Source organism: Paenibacillus suaedae, assembly GCF_032337355.1.
In the GTDB taxonomy this organism is placed as follows: Bacteria; Bacillota; Bacilli; order Paenibacillales; family Paenibacillaceae; genus Paenibacillus_B; species Paenibacillus_B suaedae.
In genome coordinates this window covers 178,308-197,897 of the sequence record NZ_JAVYAA010000002.1, presented here as the reverse complement: position 1 = coordinate 197,897, position 19,590 = coordinate 178,308, and the positions used below count along the sequence as shown (strand labels likewise).

The following is a 19,590-nucleotide window of genomic DNA, read 5'->3' as shown; positions in this document are numbered from 1 at the left end:
CGCTGCATTTGACACTGTTGTTCGGTTGTTAACGCGTCATTCATGACACTAGGATTGGATTTCGTTCATTCGGGCTGCGTGCAATGGATTTACAGGCACGTACCCGGATGGACGGATGCCGTCCTCTAGGGGCTTTACTTGATTTGAGAGGGGAGATGATCAGAATGGCTTTTGATAAAGAAATCGAATTTTGGAAAGCGAAACTCGATACTGAAGATACGCCTACGACTTTGCCCTACACGAGCACTCCAAGCAGTGAAGCGGCACGACATTATTCCGTTTCTGTTACGATGCCTGCTGAAATTTCGGAACGAATTATTCGCATGTCTAAGGGCTCGCATCAAGCAGCCTTCATGATTTTACTAGGTGGCATCCAATGCTTGCTGCACAAATACACGAGTGAGAATCGCATCGTCATCGGCATGCCTATCGTGCGAAAAGCAGGGGAGAAGAGACTTCCCATCAATCAAGTCGTCCTATTGAAGGAGAATGTCAATGAAGAGCTCACGTTCAAATCCTTGCTTACTTCACTGAAACAATCCTTTACAGAAGCGATTCGACATCAGCATATCCCCTTCCGGCTCATAACTGAGCAGATGAATGTACAAGAAAAGAATGGCTTGCCTGTCATCAATACGATGGCAGCTCTGAAGAATATACATACCGTTAACTTTATTCCAACGGTTGTTGCAGATGTATTGTTCCAATTTGAGTTCGAAGCTGAGAACCTCCTTTTGAGCGTTGTATATAACGAACGTGTCTATGACTCGGTATTTATATCGCAAATCATTGAGCATTTGCAGCGCGTGCTGAGCATCGTATTGCTTGAGCCAAATACGAATTTAGGGGATCTTCGCTTACTTTCGGATGAGGAAACATCGCTGCTCCTGCACGGATTTAATACGACGGCTGCAGAGTATCCACGTGACCGAACAATTCATGAACTCTTCACGGAACAAGCACGTCGCACGCCGAATGCTGTTGCGGCAGTTTATGGGCAGCAACAGTTAACATATGCCGAGCTAAATGGAAGGGCGAACAGGCTGGCGCGTACGTTACAGAACGCTGGCGTTCGATCCGATCAGCTCGTTGGCATCATGGCCGAACGGTCGCTCGAAATGATTGTAGGCTTGCTAGCCATCATGAAGGCTGGCGGGGCCTATGTTCCGATCGACCCTGAATATCCGCAGGAGCGCATTCGTTATATGCTCGAGGATTCGGGAGCGCAGACGCTACTGCTTCAAGACCATCTTCGCGAGCGTGTCACCTATGAAGGCACGATCGTGGATATGAATAGCGAACATAATTATCATGACGACGAGACGGAACTTTCCTCTGTGTCCGATTCAAGCAACTTGGCATATGTCATCTATACTTCGGGCACGACAGGCAATCCGAAAGGGGTCATGATTGAACATAGAAGCGCAGTCAATGCGCTGTTGTGGAGAATTCGGACATACGGGCTTTCTTCCTTCGACCGGGTTCTGCAATTGTTTTCATTTTCCTTTGACGGCTTCGTCATGAGCGCGTTCTGCTCATTATTGTCCGGCGCAGGTTTATTTTTACTTAAGGAAGAAGACGCGAAGGATCCGCTCGCCTTGCATGGCGCTATCAGCCAATCGGGAATCACGCACTTCATTTGCGTACCAAATCTATACGGAGCGCTGCTCAATGTGATGCAGGCCGAATCTGTGTCTACGCTGCGTACAGTGACATTGGCTGGCGAGAGTGTCAGCAGTGCATTAGTAGCTAGAAGCAAGGAGCAGCTTCCTGATGTAAAGCTGTTTAATGAATATGGACCGACAGAGAACAGCGTCGTGGCGACCTGCGCAATCGGCCTCGAGAAGGATCAACCCATCACCATTGGTACACCGATCTCTAATGCGAGTGTACTGATTTTGAATACTTCTGGAGAGTTGCAGCCGTTACATGTGCCGGGCGAATTATGCATAGCCGGTGAGGGACTGGCGAGAGGTTACTTGAACCGTCCGGAATTAACGGAAGAGAAATTTGCGGCTCATCCATTTGTGCCAGGTGAACGCATTTACCATACTGGTGATTCCGCCAGATGGCTGCCGAACGGCACAATTGAATATTTGGGACGGATTGATCACCAAGTCAAAATCCGTGGATTCCGTATCGAGCTGGGCGAAATCGAGTCGAGCTTGAAGAAGGTAGCGGGTGTGCGAGAGGTCATCGTGGATGCTAGGCCGGACGGTAATGGCCAACATATGCTGTGTGCGTACATGGTAGCTGACGCTGAGCTTACTGTGACGGAATTAAGGGAGGCGTTGTCTTCCAATCTGCCGGATTACATGATTCCTTCTCACTTTGTGCAAATGGAACAGCTGCCACTTACGCCAAGCGGCAAGCTGGATCGCAAGTCATTGCCCGATCCCCAAGCTAACATGGCTATTGGCACGGAGTATATTGCGCCTCGTACTCCACTTGAAGAACGACTTGCGCAAATCTGGCAGGAGTCGCTTGGTGTGGAAAGGGTCGGCATCAAGGATAATTTCTTCGCCCTTGGCGGACACTCGCTGCGGGCAGCTACATTGGCAAGCAAGCTTCACAAGGAGTTGAACGTCAATGTGCCGCTTCGGGATTTGTTCCGCAATCCGACGATCGAAGAATTGGCTTTGCTTATGGAAGGGATGGAGCAGCAGGAGTTCAGCGCGATTGAACGGGTAAAGGAAAGCGAGTATTATTCGGTATCTTCAGCGCAAAAGAGGCTGTATGTCCTGCAGCAGCTCGAAGGTGCGGAACAGAGTTACAATATGCCGGGTGCCATGCTGCTGGAGGGACTGCTGGATAGAGAACGCCTCGAAGCCTCATTCCGCAAGCTGATTGCACGACATGAGACACTGCGTACCGGATTCGAGCTGATGGACGGAGAACCGGTGCAGAAGGTGTATCAGGATGTAAGCTTTGCCATTGAGTATATGCAGACAAGCGAGGCGGAAGCGGCGCAGAAAGCCCGCGAATTTATCCGAGCGTTCGACTTGATGACTCCGCCGTTGATGAGGGTTGGCTTAATTGAAATGGCGCCGGATCGACATGTGCTCCTCTATGACATGCACCATATCATTTCTGACGGTGCATCTATGGGAGTCGTAGTAGAGGAGTTCGCTCGGTTGTACGGGAGTGAGGAGCTGCCACCGCTGCGTATTCAATATAAAGACTTTGCCGCTTGGCAGCAATCGGAAGCACAGCAGAAGCGCTCGAAGCAGCAGGAGGCCTACTGGCTGCAAGCATTTAGCGGCGAACTTCCTGTACTTGAGCTTCCAACGGATTTCGCGCGTCCAGCCATTCAGAGCTACGAAGGGGAGACCTATGAATTTACGGTCGATTCGGATATAAGTACGGCATTGCAACGCCTCGCAGCGGATAGCGGAACGACGTTATACATGGTTCTGCTCGCAGCTTACACGGTGCTGCTGCATAAGTACACGGGTCAGGAAGATATTGTCGTCGGCACGACGAACGCAGGGAGAATGCACGACGATTTGCAGCCGCTTATTGGTATGTTCGTCAATACGCTCGCAATTCGCAATTATCCCGCTGGAGAATCGACTTTCCGTGCTTATTTGGAACAAGTGAAGGAGCAGGCGTTAGCTGCATTTGAACATCAGGAGTACCCATTCGAAGAGCTTGTTGAGAAGCTTCATGTTACAAGAGACATGAGCCGCAACCCGCTGTTCGATACGATGTTCTCCCTACAAAATATGGAGAACAAGGATTTTGAACTTCCAGGACTCCAATTGAAGCCGTATGGCTTCGAACACCAAATATCCAAGTTCGATCTCAGCTTGGACGTTGCGGAAGGAGCGGATGGGCTCGCTTGCAGCTTGGAGTATGCTTCGTCCTTATACAGACAAGACACAATCGTAAGAATGGCGGATCATTATCGACAGCTGCTTCATTCAATTGCACAGTCGCCTGAGGCGCAAATCTCCGTGCTCGGGATGTTGACGCCGGGTGAGCAAGAGCAAATTCGTTTCAAGTTCAATCATGATCCGTCAGAAATGGAGCAGAAGCACACGGTTCATCAACTCTTTGAGGAGCAGGCCGCTCTTACACCGGAACGAACTGCGGTCGTGCATGAGAATGAACAACTGTCGTATCGGGAGTTGAACGAGAGGGCGAACCGTCTGGCACGTACGCTTCGTCAACACGGCGTGCAGCCGGAGCAGCTCGTCGGCATCTTGGCAGACCGTTCGCTGGACATGATCGTGGGCATTATGGCGATCTTGAAGGCAGGCGGTGCTTACGTTCCGATTGATCCGAAATATCCGGAAGAACGTATCCGTTACATGCTGGAGGATTCCAAGGCAAACGTATTGGTGGCACAGAGCCATTTACAGTCTCTCTCATCGTTCGGCGGTACATGGGTGCTGCTTGATGAGGAGTCATCCTATGCCGAGGATGCTTCCAATCTTGTGTCCATCACTGAACCACAACACCTAGCTTACGTCATTTATACATCGGGCACGACCGGACAGCCGAAGGGTGCCATGATTGAGCACAGACAACTGACAGTTATGGCGAAGGCTTGGGAACGTGAATATCGTCTGCGGGAAGAAAGCATTCGCTGGATGCAATGGGCGAGCTTCTCATTCGACGTATTTTCAGGTGATTTGATTCGTGCGCTGCTGCATGGCGGGGAATTGGTTCTTTGCCCTGAGCATGCACGTGCGAATCCGGCTGCAATCTACGAATTGATCCGGAAGCATCGTCTTCATATGTTCGACTGCACGCCGTCTATCGTCATTCCGCTTATGGAATATGTGTATGAGAACAAGCTGGATATCAGCAGCTTGAAGCTTGTCGCCGTTGGATCGGACTATTGCCCGCCGGATGAGTTTCAGAAGATGCTGGATCGATTCGGTTCGCAGTTCCGCATCATTAATAGCTATGGCGTGACTGAGACATGCATCGATGCCAGCTATTATGAACCAACGACTCCAACTGTTCCGAGAGCGCTGCCGATTGGAAAACCATTGCCGGGTGTAACGATGTACATTATGGACGGACAACGTTCCTTGCTTCCGGTTGGTGTCATCGGTGAGCTTTATATCGGCGGCCCATGCGTCGGTCGCGGGTATTGGAATCGCCCAGAGATGACGAGTGAGAAATTCGTCGCAGATCCATTCCTGCAGAATCACCGAATGTACCGCACAGGGGATCTGGCTCGTTGGATGCCGGATGGCAACATCGAATATTTAGGCCGTATCGACCATCAAGTGAAAATACGCGGTTACCGCATTGAGATCGGCGAAGTCGAGTCCAAGCTTCTCAAGGTGGAGACTGTTCGGGAGAGTGTCGTCGTGGCGCGTCAGGATCCGAACGGGACAAAAGCATTATGCGCTTATTTCGTTGCGGATCGCAATCTGACGGTGAGTGAACTGAGAACCGCATTGGCCGATGAATTGCCCGCATATATGATTCCATCCTATTTCGTTCAACTGGATCGCCTGCCGCTCACACCGAACGGGAAAGTCGATCGCAAGGCGCTGCCTGCCCCGGAAGCGGGTGCGCACACGGGGATTGAATACGTGGCGCCACGCACGGAAGAGGAGTTAGCGCTGGCGAATGTATGGCAAACCGTCCTTGGTATTGAACGAGTCGGTGTGCTGGATCATTTCTTTGAGCTTGGAGGCGACTCCATCAAGTCTATCCAAGTTGCTTCCCGATTGCAGCAAGCAGGCTATAAGCTTGAAATTCGTGATCTGTTCAAGTATCCAACGATTGCCCAACTGGGATCACACTTGCAGAGGGCAAGCAAGGTTGCAGATCAGGGTGAAGTATCAGGTGATGTGCCGCTTACACCGATTCTTGGATGGTTTTTCGAACAGCAGTTTGCCGACGCGCATCACTATAACCAGTCGATCATGCTGTACCGGAGAGAAGGCTTTAACGAAGCGGCAATCCGCAATGTACTTCAGGCAGTAACGGAACATCACGATGCGCTGCGCATCGTATTCCGACGGAATGATCAAGGTGATTATACAGCTTGGAATCGCGCAATCGAAGAGGGAGAATTGTTCCATCTGGAAGTTCTGAACCTTACTGGCTCAGCATCAGGTGATCATGAGCAGAATGTACGGCAGATCATTGAAGCCAAGGCCACGGAGATTCAGCGCGGCTTCGACCTGCACGATGGGCCGTTGGCAAGAGCCGGATTGTTCCGTACCGATGAGGGGGATCATCTTCTGCTTGTTATGCACCATGGCGTTGTTGACGGTGTGTCCTGGCGCATCTTGCTGGAGGATATCGCTACTGGATATGAACAAGCGTTGAAGGGAGAGCCTGTTCGGCTGCCTGCCAAGACGGACAGCTTCCGCACATGGGCGAATCAGCTCGCGTCATATGCACGAAGCGAAGCCATGATAGAGGAACAAGTCTTCTGGGAACAGGCAGAAGCGAATGCAACGAGTATTTTGCCTTTGCCGAAGGATTTCGAAGCGAAGACATCCTTGCAACAGGATAGCGAGTCGGTCGTAGTGGAATGGAGCCGGGAGGAGACGGATATGCTGCTGAAGCATGTTCACCGGGCTTATAACACGGACATGAACGACATTCTGCTCGCGGCGCTCGGCATGGCTATACAGCAATGGTGTGGACATGAGAAAGCCCTAGTTACACTTGAAGGACACGGCCGCGAAAATATCATGCCGGAGCTTGATATTTCGCGCACTGTGGGGTGGTTCACGAGTGAATATCCATTCCTGCTCGAGAGCGATCCGAACAAGAGTTTGTCCTATCGAATCAAACGAATGAAGGAAAATTTGCGACGTATTCCGAATAAAGGCATCGGTTATGGCATTCATCGATATTTATCGGACTCAGGTACGGAAAATGTATCACGATCAGAAGCATCAGCTCAGCCAGAAATCAGCTTCAACTATTTGGGACAATTCGATCAGGATTTGCAGAACAATGAGATGGAAGTCTCTCCATATTCGGGCGGAGCAGAGATAAGCGTTCGTCAGGCTCGTAACACCACACTTGATTTTAACGGGATGATATCGGCTGGGGTTCTTGCATTGGAAGTGAGCTACAGCAGCAAGCAATACCGCCGCGATACGATCGACCGACTGGCAGGATTGCTGAAGGGAAGTTTGCAGGAGATCGTTGCCCACTGCGCATCGAAAGATAAGCCAGAATTGACACCAAGTGACGTATTGGTTAACGGGCTTGGTATTGAGGATCTGGAGCGTATTGCGGAGCAGACGAGGGATCTCGGGGACATCGAGAACATTTATGCACTGACGCCGATGCAGAAGGGAATGTGGTTCCATAACGCGATGGACGGTCAAGCGGGCGCTTATTTTGAACAGACTCGCTTTACGATTCAAGGAGAGCTTGACGTTCAGCTATTCGCAAGCAGCCTAGATGTACTCGCGACGCGCCATGCGGTGCTTCGCACCAATTTCTTCAGCGGCTGGAACGGAGAATTGCTGCAAATTGTATACCGGAATAAGAATCTGGAATTTAGTTACGAGGATCTAACGGAATTGCCGGAGCATGAGAAGCAGGATGGAGTTGAAGCGATGGCGCAAGCTGACAAGCAGCGGGGCTTCAATCTGGAGCGCGATGCGCTCATGCGGGTGTCCGTGTTGCGGACGAGCGTGAACTGCAGTCATGTCATTTGGAGCTCTCATCATATTCTGATGGATGGCTGGTGCTTGCCGCAGCTCACGCAAGAATGGCTCGAGACGTATTCCGATTCCGTAAATGGACGGTCAAGCAGCCGATCGGGAGCATCGCCATACAGTCTCTATATTGAATGGCTGTACAGGCAGGATTACACAGCTGCATCCCAGTATTGGAGTGACTATCTGTCGGATTACGATCAGCAAACGGTTCTTCCTCAGAAGAAATCGAGCGGGCGCAGCGATGTATATATTGCTGACAATCTCGTATTTGAACTGGGCGAGGCTTTAACTGCGAAGATGCATCGGGTAGCGAAGCAGCATCAGCTGACGCTGAACACGCTAATGCAGGCGGCATGGGGCATTATTTTGCAGAAGTACAACAATACCGGCGACGCTGTATTCGGCGGAGTCGTATCGGGCAGACCGGCGGAAATCCCAGGCATTGAATCCATGATTGGACTATTCATTAACACCATTCCGATTCGTGTTGTGTGTGAAGCGGATGACAGATTTGCCGACGTGATGAAGCAACTTCAGGAGAAGGCACTGGAGTCAGGGCGGTATGATTATTATCCGCTGTATGACATACAGGCGCTCAGCGCTCATAAGCAGGATTTGATTAATCATATTCTGGTGTTCGAAAATTACCCGATGGAAGAGCAAATGGAACAGGCTGGTGATGAGCGGGGACAATTGAACATTACTGACGTGCGGGTGGCCGAGCAGACGAGCTATGATTTCAATCTCGTAGTGATGCCTGGCGAGGATATGATGATTCGCCTCGAGTACAATGCCGCCATGTATGTTCGAGCAGATATGGAGAGAGTGCGGCAGCATCTGATTCACGTCCTTGAGCAGGTAACAGCTGATCCGGCCATTGCTGTGAAAGATGTCCGTCTGGCGACCGACGTCGAGAAGGCAGAGCTTCTGACGGCATTCAATGATACGGAAGTCGAATATCCTCGCGAACAGATGATTCATCGGATGTTCGAGGAGCAGGTTCAGCGGACGCCGGATGCGGCGGCGGTGTTGTACGGAGCAGATACGATGACCTACCAGGAGATGAATGATCGTGCCAATCAGTTGGCGCGGACACTGCGAGCAGCAGGCGTTGTTCCGGATCAGATCGTCGGCATTATGGCGGAACGATCGTTAGAGCTAATGGTTGGCATCATGGGGATATTGAAAGCTGGCGGCGCTTATGTGCCGATCGCGCCGGATTATCCAGAAGAACGCATCCGATATATGCTGGACGATTCCGAGGCTCAAGTACTGATTGTTCAAGGCAGCGTGGGTGAAGCAATTGATTTTGCTGGCCGCGTTATTAATCTGGATGATGCTGACTCGTACGATCAGGATAACTCAAACCTTGAGGTGGTCAACAAGCCAACCGATATCGCCTACATCATCTATACATCTGGTACGACCGGACGTCCGAAAGGGGTTATGGTCGAGCATACGTCAGTCATCAACCGCTTGTTGTGGATGCAGAAGCGGTACCCGATTGGCGCGGATGACACGATTATGCAGAAGACGGCGATCACGTTCGACGTATCTGTTTGGGAGTTGTTCTGGTGGGCATTTGTCGGCTCGAAGGTGCTTATGCTTCCAGTTGGCGGGGAGAAGAATCCGGCAGCAATCGTTGAGGCGATCGAACAGTACGAAATTACGACCATGCACTTCGTGCCATCAATGCTGCACGCCTTCCTCGAGCATATCGAGCAGCTGCCTGAGGCAGAGCGTGATCGTCTGTCTCCACTCCAGCAGGTGTTCACGAGCGGTGAGGCGCTGTTGGCATCGCAGGTCGAGCGATTCCATCAGTATGTTGTACCTGCCAGCGGAGCACGACTCATCAATCTGTACGGTCCGACAGAGGCAACGGTTGATGTCACGTACTTCGACTGCGAACTAGGCCAAACGTATGTGAGTGTGCCGATTGGCAAGCCGATTGACAATACACGCATCTATATCGTGAACGAGCACAATCAAGTACAGCCGATCGGCATCGCGGGCGAACTGTGCATCGCGGGCGTCGGATTGGCGCGCGGATACTGGAACCGTCCAGAACTGACAGAAGAGAAATTCGTATTGGTGCCTTCCGTGGGTGAACGGATGTACCGAACAGGTGATCTCGCGCGGTGGCTGCCAGACGGCAACATCGAATATTTAGGACGGATTGATCATCAGGTGAAAATCCGCGGCTATCGAATCGAGCTTGGCGAGCTGGAGACTGCGCTGCTGAATATTGACGCGGTTCGGGAGACAGTCGTCGTTGCGAGGGAAGACGAGAGCGGACAGAAGTCACTTTGCGCCTACTATGTAGCAGACGGAGAAGCAACAGTAAGTGACCTGCGAGCCGCACTTGCCGCCGAACTGCCAAGCTACATGATTCCATCATACTTCGTAAGGCTGGAGCAGATGCCGCTGGCGCCGAACGGCAAGCTGGATCGCAAAGCTTTACCGGCTCCAGAGAGAAGCCTTCAAGTTGAATCGGAATATGTTGCTCCGCGCACGGAAGCGGAACAGATGCTGGCAACCGTATGGCAAGCCGTACTTGGCATCGAACGTGTCGGGATAACCGATCACTTCTTCGAGCTTGGCGGAGATTCCATCAAGTCCATTCAAGTGGCAGCAAGAATGCAGCAGGCGGGCTTCAAGCTTGAAATTCGCGACTTGTTCAAATTCCCAACGGTTACACAGTTGGTTCCATACATGCAGCCGATTAATCGAACGGCTGATCAGGGAGAAGTCGTCGGTGAGGTGCCGATGACACCGATTCTTCATTGGTTCGAGCATCAGCAGTTTGCGAATCCGCATCATTTCAATCAGTCGGTAATGCTGTATCGCAAGGATGGCTTTGTCGCAGATGCAGTGCGCAAGGCGCTTCAAAAGTTGGTTGAACACCACGATGCGCTTCGTATTGTAATTCAGAGAACGGAACAAGGAGAATTTTCGCTCTGGAATCGATCCCTAGTAGAGGGCGAACTCTTCAGTATGGAAGAGATCGATTTAACGGATCAGTCGGATTTTGCCGCAGCGATTGAAGCGGAAGCAAACCACATTCAAGGCAGTATTGATCTACAGGCAGGGCCTTTGGTCAAGGCAGGCTTATTCCACGGCAGTGATGGTGATCACTTGCTGCTCGTTATCCACCACGCAGTCATCGATGGCGTGTCTTGGAGAATATTGCTTGAGGATCTCGCATCAGGCTACGAACAGGCGCTGAATCAACGCCAAGTACGTCTGCCGATGAAGACGGACAGCTTCCGTACATGGGCGGAACAGCTAGTAGAGTATGCGAATAGTTCAGCGATGGATAAGGAATCTGCTTATTGGCTCGGCGTCGCGCAGACGAAAGTGGCCGCCCTGCCTAAAGACAGCGAGTGCACGGTTTCCTTGCAGCGCGATAGTGAATCCGTCGTGCTCGAGTGGAATCGGGAAGATACAGAACGGCTTCTGAAGCATGTTCACCGTGCTTACAACACCGAAATGGATGATATTCTGCTCACAGCGCTTGGCAGGGCACTCATGAAGTGGCGCGGCATCGAGCGCATACTGGTTACGCTGGAAGGGCATGGACGCGAGTCCATTATACAAGGCATGGATATTACGCGGACGGTTGGCTGGTTTACGACCGAATATCCGTTTGAGCTCGGGATGGAAGCGAACGACAGTCTTGGATCTCAGATCAAGAAGGTAAAAGAGGATTTGCGCCGCATTCCGAACAAAGGAATTGGGTACGGTCTGTTCCGGTATTTATCCAATTCGGGCAAACAGGCTTGGAATGATGCGCCAACGACACAAATTCGTTACAACTACCTGGGACAGTTCGATGCGGACTTGAGCAATAACGAACTGAGTGTATCTCCATATGCAAGCGGTTCGGAGATTAGCGATGAGCAGGAGCGCAAGTATCCGCTCGATATTAACGGCGTGATCGCAGAAGGCCAATTGACACTGGGATTAAGTTACAGCGTCAAGGAGTATCGCAAAGAGACGATGGAGGAATTGGGCGATTTCCTTACAGAATCACTGAAGGAAATTATCGCACACTGCGAATCACAGGAACGGACGCAATTGACGCCAAGTGATGTCTTGTTTAAGGGACTTAGCTTGGAGTGGCTGGATCGGATATCTTCGCAAATGCAGCATATCGGCGAGATCGAGAATGTATATGCATTGACGCCGATGCAGAAGGGAATGTGGTTCCACAGCGCGATGGACAGTCTGACGGGGGCGTACCATGAGCAGACGATGTTCACATTGGAAGGTACGCTTGATGTGGAACTGTTCTCCAGCAGTCTGAACGAATTGGCGAAGCGGCACGCTGTGTTGCGAACGAACTTCATTAGCGGCCCTCAAGGCGAACCGGTACAAGTCGTATTCCGGAACAAACCAATCGGATTCTCGTTCCAGGATGTGCGCGCTTTGAATGAAGAGGAGCAGCAATCCTTCATTAAGGAAGCGGTCAGCAGTGACCAACTGCTTGGCTTCGATCTCGCACAAGGTGCCCTGATGCGTGTATCGGCTATCCGTACAGGGGAATTGAGCTGCCGTGTACTGTGGAGCTCTCACCATATCTTGATGGACGGCTGGTGCCTGCCACAGCTGATGCAAGAGCTGTTCGATACGTATGCCGCCTTGCTGCAGAAGAAGTCGCCGGATAGAACAGCGGTTCCAGCTTACAGCCAATACATTGAATGGCTAGGGCAGCAGGACGAGGAGGCGGCCGGGACTTATTGGTCTGCATACTTGGCTGATTACGATCAGGTAACAGAGATCCCGCAAGAATCATCGGCGGGAATCGATAGCGAACCATATAAGGCTGAAAAATGGAGTCGTGAATTGGATGCTGGCTTGAGCGCATCCATTAGCCGGACGGCGAGAAAGCATCAGGTTACGCTTAATACTTTACTGCAAGCGGCATGGGGCGTTATTTTGCAAAAATACAATGGCACAAATGATGTTGTTTTCGGCAGCGTCGTATCAGGCAGACCAGCAGAGGTGCCAGGCATTGAGACGATGATCGGCTTATTCATTAATACAATTCCGATCCGCGTCAAGTGCGAGGGAAGCACCAGCTTTGCGGAACTGATGGGGCTGCTTCAAGAACAAGCGCTGGAGTCCGGCAAGTACGATTATTATCCGCTGTATGAGATACAATCTCGCAGTTCGCTGAAACAGAATGCGATCAGACAAATTATGGTGTTCGAGAACTACCCGATGGACGAACAGCTAGAGCAGGCGGGCGGCGACGAGCACGGTATGCCATCCTTAACTGATGTAGCGGTGGAGGAACAGACCAATTACGACTTCAACTTGATCGTTGTACCGGGAGAACAAATCTCTATTCGGTTTGATTACAATGCTAACCGCTTCGTACAAGCAGACATGGAACGGTTGATGGGGCATTTGAACAATATTTTGGAGCAGATCGTAGACAATCCACGGATTGCTGTAGAAGATCTGGAGCTCGCGACGGAAGCCGAGAAGTCGGAAGTGGTCCAATCATTCAACGATACATTTACGAATTACCCTCGAGACATGATGCTGCATGGCTTATTCGAGGAACAAGCCGAACGACATCCTGATGCAGTAGCCATCTCCTTCCGAGATGTCCAGATGACGTATCGTGATTTGAACGATCGGGCGAACCGATTGGCACGTACACTGCGGGCAGTCGGAGTTGGAACGGATAAGCTGGTAGGCCTCATGTCTGAACGTTCGCCGGATATGATTATTGGTATTCTGGCAATCTTGAAGGCAGGAGGCGGGTATGTGCCAATCGATCCGGAATATCCGGAAGAACGGATTCGGTACATGCTTGAAGATTCCGGTGCGCGAATCATGCTGGCACAGCAGCACTTAACGGGGAAAATTCCAGTCATGGACGCATCACCACTTGATGCAATTATCCATCTTGACACCGAAACATCCTATGACAGCAACGGTTCGAATCTTGAGGCGAACACAGACGCAAGCAGCGAGAACTTAGCCTGTGTCATCTACACATCCGGCACGACGGGTAAGCCGAAGGGGAACTTGACGACGCACCGCAATATTGTACGTGTGGTGAGAGAAACCGAGTATATCGACATCACAAATCATGACAACGTGCTGCAAATGTCCAGCTATGCATTTGACGGGTCGACCTTCGACATCTATGGTGCACTGCTGAACGGGGCCAAGCTTGTTCTTGTACCACACGAGACGCTTCTGGAAGTACGGCAATTGGCTGAGTTGATCGTACAAGAGAAGATTTCGGTTATGTTCATCACGACGGCGTACTTCAACGTACTGGTTGATGTCCAGGCTTCCTGCTTGAGCAATATTCGGGCTATCTTATTCGGTGGCGAACGGGTATCTGTCAGCCACGTTCGCAAGGCGCTCAATCATGTCGCGCCAGGTGCACTCAAGCATGTATACGGCCCGACGGAGAGTACCGTATTCGCGACTTGCCACGATGTGTACGAAGTCACGGAGAATGCGGTGACGGTACCGATTGGACGTCCGATCAGCAATACGTCAATCTATATCGTTGATGCGAACAATAAGCTGCAGCCAGTAGGCGTTGCCGGCGAGTTGTGCGTGGCAGGTGATGGATTGGCACGAGGATATTTGAATCGTCCAGACTTGACGGCAGAGAAGTTCGTCGATTCCCCGTACGTCCAGGGAGAGCGGATGTACCGCACGGGAGACTTGGCGAAATGGCTTCCTGACGGTTCCATTGAATATGTTGGCCGAATCGACCAACAGGTGAAAATTCGCGGATATCGGATTGAGCTAGGAGAAATCGAGGCGCAACTGCTGAATGTAGAGGATGTGCAGGAAGCGGTCGTCGTCGCACGAGACACTGACACAGGCGAGAAGCAGCTATGCGCCTACTATGTAGCGATGCGTCCGCTTGAGGCGAATCATTTGCGCGAAGTGCTGGGTCAAGCTATGCCAAGTTATATGCTTCCAGCGCACTTTATTCAGCTGGAACAGCTTCCACTCACACCGAACGGCAAGGTAGACCGCAAGGCGCTGCCGGCTCCGGAAGAAGGACGGAGCGGAGAGACTTTCGTTGCGCCGCGGACGCCGCTTGAAGCACAGCTTGTTCAAATTTGGCAGGATGTGCTCGGTATTAGCAGTGTAAGCGTGACGGATCATTTCTTCGAGTTGGGTGGTCATTCCCTGAAGGCGACGCTGCTCGTAAACAGACTGCATCAGGAGCTTAATATCGAGTTGCCGTTGAAAGACGTATTTCAATATCCGACGCTTGAAGTGATGGCGAAGCGACTCAGCAATGCGGAGGGAAGCAGGCATGTGAGTATCCCGGTGGCGGCTCCAAGCCAGCATTATCTGGTGTCTTCGGCTCAAAAACGCTTGTATATTCTTCATCAGCTTGAAGGGGCGGAACTGAGTTACAACATGCCGAACATGATGCTGCTTGAGGGAGCTGTGGATCTTGGGCGATTGGAAGAAGCCTTCAAGAGACTGATTGAGCGCCATGAAACGCTGCGCACTGGATTTGAGATTGTGAACGGCGAGCCTGTTCAACGGATTTACCCGGAAGTAGACTTCGCAATCGAGCATGTGCTCGCAAGCGAGGAAGGTGCTTCGAAGCTTATGCAGCAGTTTGTCCGTTCCTTCCAATTGGAGAAGCCGCCTCTGCTGCGAATCGGAGTTATCGAATTGTCCGAAGAACGTTTCATTCTCATGTTCGATATGCATCATATCATCTCAGACGGTACGTCGATGGGCATTCTCATCAATGAGTTTGTCCGCTTGTACAGTGGAGAAGAGCTTACGCCGCTGCGGATTCAATATAAGGATTACGCCGTATGGCAGCAATCGGATACTCAGCAGGAGGCAATGAAGCTGCAAGAAGGATATTGGCTAAAGGTACTGGGTGGAGAGCTTCCGGTGCTGGAAATGCCGACGGACTCCATTCGTCCGACAACGCAAAGCTTCCGCGGAGATTTGCTGCAGTTCAATCTAGATCCATTGAGAAGTGCGGGGCTGCGGAGAATTGCAGCGGAGAACGGAGCCACAATGTACATGGTGCTTCTTGCGCTGTACAAGACTATGCTGCACAAGTATTCCGCTCAAGAGGACATTATCGTAGGTACGCCGATCGCAGGCCGGAACCATGGAGACTTACAGCCGCTTCTCGGCATGTTCGTCAATACGCTGGCCATTCGAAGCTATCCGGCTGCCAGCAAGACTTTCTTATCCTATTTGGATGAAATAAAAGAAACAACGCTTGGCGCCTTCGAGAATCAGAATTATCCATTCGAAGCATTGGTCGAACAGGTGCAAGTGATGCGCGATATGAGCCGCAATCCGGTATTTGATACGATGTTTATTTTGCAAAATGCGGATCAAGGTGAAATGAAGATTGATGGGGTACGACTCCAGTCGGTGCCGAATGAACACACCGTATCCAAGTTCGATTTGACCTTCCAAGCGGAAGAGGATGAAGCGGAAATCGTGTGCAGCATTGAATACGCAACAGATTTATTCAAGCGAGGCACGATTGAGCGAATGGCAAGACATTTCGAACAATTAGTCGATGCGGTGCTGGATAACCCGCAAGCAAGTCTATCTAACTTGAGCATGGTAACAAATGAGGAAAAGGCGCTGCTTCAGGATAAGTTCAATGATACGGATATGGCGCATCCAAGCGACAAGACGGTTCATGAACTGTTCGCGGAACAGGTGGAGCGGACACCAGATGCTGTTGCTGTCGTCTCTGGCTGCGAGCAATTAAGCTACGGAGAGCTCAATCGGAAGGCGAATCAGCTAGCGTGGAAGCTGCGTGAGTATGGGGTGACCGCAGAGCAGCCTGTCGGCATTATTGTCGAGCGAACGCTGAATACAGTTGTCGCAGTGATGGCCGTACTCAAGGCATCGGGCACATTCGTACCGATCGATCCCGAGTATCCTGAGACGCGTATTCGCTATATGCTGGCAGACAGCGGGGCTAAGCTGGTGTTGGCGCAATCGGAACTGCCGGGGATCATTCCTGATGACGTCCGCCTAATTGATGTACGCGATGAGTCCCTGTACCAAGGCGACGGAGCTGACGTACCGAATGGCAGCAAACCGTCCAACCTGCTCTATATCATCTACACATCCGGAACGACGGGCAATCCGAAAGGGGTCATGCTGGAGCACGGCAACATGGTCAACCTGCTGCATTATCAGCAGAAAGGCACGAACATTCCGATGCCTTCGCGGATCTTGCAATATGCGTCCGGCAGCTTCGATGTATGCTATCAGGAAATGTTCTCTGCGCTCTTGTTCGGCGGAAGCTTGTATATGGTCGACAATGAGATGCGCAAGGATCCGGTACGCTTGTTCCAGGAAATCGAAAAACATGAAATCGATGTGATGTTCATTCCAGTGGCGTTCCTAAAATTCATCTTCGCCGATCCGGAGTGGGCCGAAGCATTCCCGCGCTGCGTTCGCCATATCATTACGGCGGGCGAGCAGTTGGTCGTGACACCACAAGTGCAGGCGTGCTTGAAGCGACTCGATATCTGCCTGCACAACCATTACGGGCCATCGGAGACTCATGTCGTGACGACCTACACGATGACGCCGGAAGTTATCGAGGTTGGTCTGCCGCCAATCGGCAAGCCGATCGCGAACACGAGCATTTACATCGTGAACGACAGCTTCGAGCTGCAGCCGATCGGCGTGAAGGGCGAGCTCTACGTATCCGGGGCATGTGTCGGACGCGGGTACTGGGGGAGAACGGACTTGACGGAGGAGAAGTTCCTTGATAACCCGTTCGCACCTGGTGAGCGGCTGTATAAGACAGGTGACGTAGCGCGCTGGCTTCCAGACGGCAGCATCGAGTATGTGGGACGAAGCGACCATCAGGTGAAAATTCGGGGCTTCCGCATTGAGCTGGGCGAGGTGGAATCGCAGTTGCTGCATGTACCGGCGGTACAAGAGGCGACCGTGGTGGCACTGGAAGATCATGCGGGCCAGAAGCAACTGTGCGCGTATTTCGCGGCAGAGCGCTCGCTCACGGCAGGCGAGCTGCGGGCAGCATTGTCGCAAGAGCTGCCAGGCTACATGATTCCGTCCTACTTCGTACAGTTGGAGCGGCTGCCGCTGACGCCGAATGGGAAGATCGATCGGAGAGCGCTGCCGAAGCCAGAAGGCGGCATTGAGACTGGGGCGGAGTATATCGCGCCGCGTACAGATACGGAAGCAAGGCTTGCACGCATCTGGCAGGATGTATTGGGGTTACCGAGCGTAGGCGTTAAGGACAACTTCTTCGAGCTGGGGGGTCACTCGCTGCGGGCAACGACGCTGGTGAGCAGGCTGTACAAGGAAATGAACGTCAACTTCCCGTTAAGAGGTGTGTTCCGTCATCCGACCATCGAGGAGATGGCTCAAGCAATCTCGCAAATGGAGACCTCATTGTATACAGCCATTCCGAACGCCGAGGAGCAAGAATACTACCCGTTATCTTCGGCTCAGTTGCGACTCTATATCATGAGTCAGCTGGAAGGAAGCGAGCTCAGCTACAATATGCCAGGCATGCTGGTGCTTGAAGGACAGCTGAATCGGGATCAATTCCAGACGGCATTTTTGAAACTTATCGCTCGTCACGAGACATTGCGTACTGGCTTCGAGATGGTAGAGGGCGAGCCGATGCAGCGCATCCATCGCAATACGGAATTCGCTATTGACTACAGACAGGCATCCGAGGATGAAGTTCCGGAGATGATTGGACAATTTATCCGACCGTTCGACCTGGAGCATCCGCCATTATTGCGGGTCGGGTTGTTCGAAGTTGGGCAGGATCGGCATATTCTCGTCTTTGATATGCACCATATCATTTCTGACGGTGTCTCAATGAGCAATTTAGTTGATGAATTTACTCGATTGTATGCGAATGAAGAACGGCCTCCGCTGCGTATCCAGTACAAAGATTATGCGGTATGGCAGCAGGCGAGAGAGAATCTCGAACGGAGGAAGCGCCAAGAAGACTATTGGATGAGTGTGCTGCAAGGCGATCTTCCAAACGCAGAGTTGCCGATGGATTATGATAGAACGGCGGTTCGCAGCTTCGATGGGGAGCAGATCGAATTCGAAATTAACCCGGTTGTGACGGGACAGTTGAACCAACTTGCTTCTAATCATGAGTGCACGCTGTACATGGTCTTAATGTCCGCCTATCAGATTCTGTTATCCAAATATTGCGGTCAGGATGACATTATTGTTGGTACTCCTGTTGCGGGTCGCAATCATGCCGATTTGGAGCCGTTGATCGGTATGTTCGTCAATACCCTCGCGATTCGTAACCGTCCGCAGGGCGATAAAACGTTCCAATCGTTCTTGGCAGAGGTGAAAGAGACAACATTAGGTGCATTCGAACATCAGGAATATCCATTCGAGGAACTGATTGACCTCTTGAAGCTGCAGTGGGAGACAAGCCGCAATCCGCTGTTCGATACGGTGTTCGTCCTCCAGAATACGGAGGAGCTTGAAGCCGAAATCGGTGGATTGACGATATCGCCTTACGTGACAGATGACTCGGTCAGCGCAAAGTTCGATCTGACGCTGTCTGTATCGGAAGAAGACGATGGGATGAAGGGAAGCTTCCTGTATGCTTCCAAGCTGTTCAAAGCAGCTGGCATACACAGAATGATGAGAGATTACTTGTCAATTCTGTCCCAAGTATGCGAGAACCCTCGCATCCGCATTCAAGATATTTCGATAAGTGGACAGCAGACACAGGAAAAGAGCAAGATCGATACGATCGAGTTCGCGTTCTAAAATGTCTGGCAGCAGGTATTGCGGTAAGGCAGCAATGCCTTACCGCCTCCACCCTGAGAAACCCCGCTTATCTAACGATCATAGCTAGGGTTGCAGCTCTATCAATTTGGTTAACTAGGTGCACAACCTTGTTCTACATTTGTACATG

Annotated in this window: 1 protein-coding gene; it reads left to right on the top strand. The window is 51.4% G+C overall.

Annotated features, from left to right (window positions below; all coding sequences use genetic code 11):
- Window positions 1-164 precede the first annotated feature (164 nt).
- A complete protein-coding gene (locus RQP50_RS08675) occupies window positions 165-19,442 on the top strand; it encodes a non-ribosomal peptide synthase/polyketide synthase (RefSeq protein ID WP_315744830.1) in 19,278 nt (6,425 codons plus the stop codon).
- Window positions 19,443-19,590 lie beyond the last annotated feature (148 nt).